Here is a 3,266-nt window from a genome sequence, read left to right on the forward strand (position 1 = left end):
TGTACGGATGTTGCGAACGGCACGAAACACTTGCATCTGGACCGCACGAGTCGCGTGACCGGTAAGCGCGAGGGTTATGCCGAAGTGGTCAGCCAGAATGCAACCGTCCGTGTACCGAGAATCAATGTCATAGTCAGCACATTTCAGGGTTCAGTCGTGCCGAACGCAAAGGCTGAAGTGGGATCGGTTCACCATTCCTGGTCTGTGCGGGTGAACGGCACGGATCGCGACGCGGTAGAACTTGCGGAGCAGGCCGTAGCCGACTGGGATGCCTGGCTCAGGTCAAAGGGGCTGGTCACCTGATCAGCAGTCGACGTCTATGGGATAATTAGCGTAACGGCAGAAGCCGTATGCCGTCGTCATGCCTGCCAGCCTATTGCCCGGTAGGCCGGAAGTGGTGTCGGTGGCACCTGATTGGATGGTCGGATGCTGCATGGACTCTGGTCACCGGGATCGGGGCTCAAACTGTGGGTCGACGGGCACGACGGTGCCGGGACCGACGATCCCCGTGATCCGGTCAGTGCTGTCCTGCATCGCAAGTTCCGTCATCGTGTGAATGTCGCTATGCCGCCCGTACCTGGCGGGCCTTTGCAGAGTGAGTACGCAGCTGTTGCGTTGGCGCCGCCGGACGCAGTCGATCTCCTGCTGCGGTTCAAGGCCGACGATCAGCGAATTGCGGGAGACCTGCACTTTCTCGTACACGTGGCGCGAGGAATAGACCGGTGGGTGCGCGCCGGACGGGTGGTCCCCGCACTGACGCGGGCTGAAGGAAGTTGGTGGCCACGCTGGCAGTTTTCAGTGGGGGAACGCCAGCGCGCCTGGATCGGTGAACTGGTAGTGGCGATGCCGCCGGTGCAGCGGGCGGTCGGTTCGCCGAGGGCGACGATCGAAGACATCACGAACGAACTCACGGACCCGATCGTTCGTCGTGCTCTCGGGGACTCACATCCGGTGGTGCAGACCCCGCTGTGGCAGGCCGTGTTGTCCGGGGACGCTTTCGACGACGTGTCGGTACGAGCGGCCGAGGGACTCGCCGAATGGGGGTCGACGTTCACCGCCGGAGAGCCGGACTTGGTTCTGCGGCTGATCGAGCCTGAACTCGACGACAATTCCGATCCCGACGACGATGCGCTGTGGCGTCTGCAAGTGTGTTTGCGTCCCGAAGGTGAAGCGCCCGAACGTGTTCGTCTGCACCGGGCCGATCCCAAACGTATCCAGCTCGGCAGCCGCAAACTCGAAGAAGCGATCAAGGCTTACCCACGTTTTCGCGACGTGCCGCGCGACGAGGACAGTCTCGACCTGTTGCTGCCCACTCCTGTAGTGATGGACCTGGTCGGACACGGCGCGATAGTCCTGCGAGAGCGAGGGATCACGCTGCTGCTTCCTCGCGCATGGAACGTGGTGTCTCCATCCCTGCGTGTGCGGGTGACCTCGGCGGCGTCTCCGATCGTTGCGGAGAATCGTACGGTCGGTATGGACCAATTGCTGGAATACGATTGGGAATTGGCGCTCGGAGACAAGGTACTGACCGCCGAGGAAATGACCCGACTGGTCGATGCGAAGTCCGATCTGGTCCAGTTGCGCGGCGAGTGGGTTCAGGCGGACAAAGACGTCCTGGCCCGCGCGGCTCGTTTTGTCAGTCAGCGGCATTCGAGCGGGGACCGAGCGATCGTCGATCTGATCAAGGACTTGATCGCCGACGACCTCAAAGACCTGCCGGTCGAGGAAGTGAAGGCAACCGGATGGGCCTCGGCACTGCTCGACCAGTCGGTGGCTCCGCGGCAGGTCGCGGTACCGTCGACGGTCAACGCGACTTTGCGTCCGTATCAACGACGCGGTCTCGACTGGTTGGCGTACATGAGTGCTCTCGGGCTCGGCGCCGTTCTGGCCGACGACATGGGTCTGGGTAAGACGCTGCAACTGTTGGCGTTACTTGCGCACGAGAAGTCCAAGACAGCAACACTTTTGGTGTGCCCGATGTCGGTCGTGGGAAACTGGCAGCGTGAAGCGGCGCGATTTGTACCGAGCTTGCGCGTCTACGTTCATCACGGTTCGGATCGCGCTACCGGGGCGGAGTTGGAACAGGCAGTTCGTGAGAGTGATCTGGTGATCACCACCTACGCGCTCATGACCCGCGACGTCGCGGCGCTCAAGGATCTCGACTGGCGGCGCGTGGTGCTTGACGAAGCTCAACACATCAAGAACGCCAAGACATCTCAGGCCCGCGCTGCTCGCAGCATTCCTGCGGACCATCGCGTTGCTCTGACCGGAACGCCGGTGGAGAACCGGCTGGACGAGTTGCGGTCCATCCTCGATTTTGCCAATCGCGGGGTACTCGGCTCTGAGCAGATGTTCCGCAAACGGTTTGTCGTGCCGATCGAGCGGGAAAAAGATCAACTTGCCGTCTCTCGACTGCGAGCCGTCACGTCCCCCTTTGTGCTGCGACGGGTCAAGACCGATCCCTCCGTGATCGCGGATCTCCCGGAGAAGTTGGAGATGACTGTTCGAGCGAATCTCAGTGAGGAACAGGCGGCGTTGTACCGCGCCGTGGTGGACGAGATGATGGCGCAGATCAAGGGAACGGAAGGGATGAAGCGCAAAGGCGCCGTCCTGTCTGCGCTGACCAAACTCAAACAGGTGTGCAATCATCCGGCGCACTTCCTGCGCGACGGTTCGCCGGTGATGCGCCGCGGGCAACACCGTTCGGGAAAACTTGGCCTGGTCGAAGATATCGTCGAGTCGGTCACGGCCGATGACGAGAAGGTTCTGTTGTTCACACAGTTTCGTGAGTTCGGGGAATTAGTGGTGCCGTACCTGGCCGACCGGTTCACCACCGAAGTTCCGTTTCTCCACGGCGGAGTGTCGAAAGCCGGGCGCGACGCAATGGTCGAGGCATTCCAAGGTGAAGGCGGCCCGCCCATCATGGTGCTCTCGCTCAAGGCCGGCGGCACGGGTCTGAATCTCACGGCGGCCAACCATGTGGTTCACCTCGACAGATGGTGGAACCCGGCGGTAGAGAACCAGGCGACGGACCGTGTCTTCCGCATCGGTCAGAGAAAGAACGTTCAGGTACGCAAGATGGTGTGCGTCGGAACTTTGGAAGAGCGAATCGACACGATGATCGCGAGTAAAAGTGAACTCGCCGAACTTGCAGTCGGGACCGGTGAGAACTGGGTGACGGAGATGAGCGTCGAGCAATTGGACGAGTTGTTGCGACTCGGCGACGACGCGGTGGGCGAATGAGTTCGCGCGGTAAGGGCCCCGAT

2 protein-coding genes are annotated in these 3,266 nt (G+C 61.5%); both read left to right on the forward strand.

Annotation, left to right across the window (positions count from 1 at the left end; translation table 11 throughout):
- Positions 1-303, forward strand: a 303-nt coding sequence (locus RWT78_RS28850; RefSeq protein ID WP_314682826.1) for a hypothetical protein, incomplete at its 5' end; no start/stop codon positions are given.
- A 123-nt stretch (positions 304-426) separates the two neighbouring features.
- On the forward strand, positions 427-3,243 hold the full coding sequence (locus tag RWT78_RS28855) for a DEAD/DEAH box helicase (RefSeq protein WP_314682829.1): 2,817 nt from the start codon (positions 427-429) through the stop codon (positions 3,241-3,243).
- The last annotated feature ends 23 nt before the right edge of the window (positions 3,244-3,266 follow it).

This window comes from uncultured Rhodococcus sp., assembly GCF_963525155.1.
Lineage (GTDB): Bacteria > Actinomycetota > Actinomycetes > Mycobacteriales > Mycobacteriaceae > Rhodococcus_F > Rhodococcus_F qingshengii.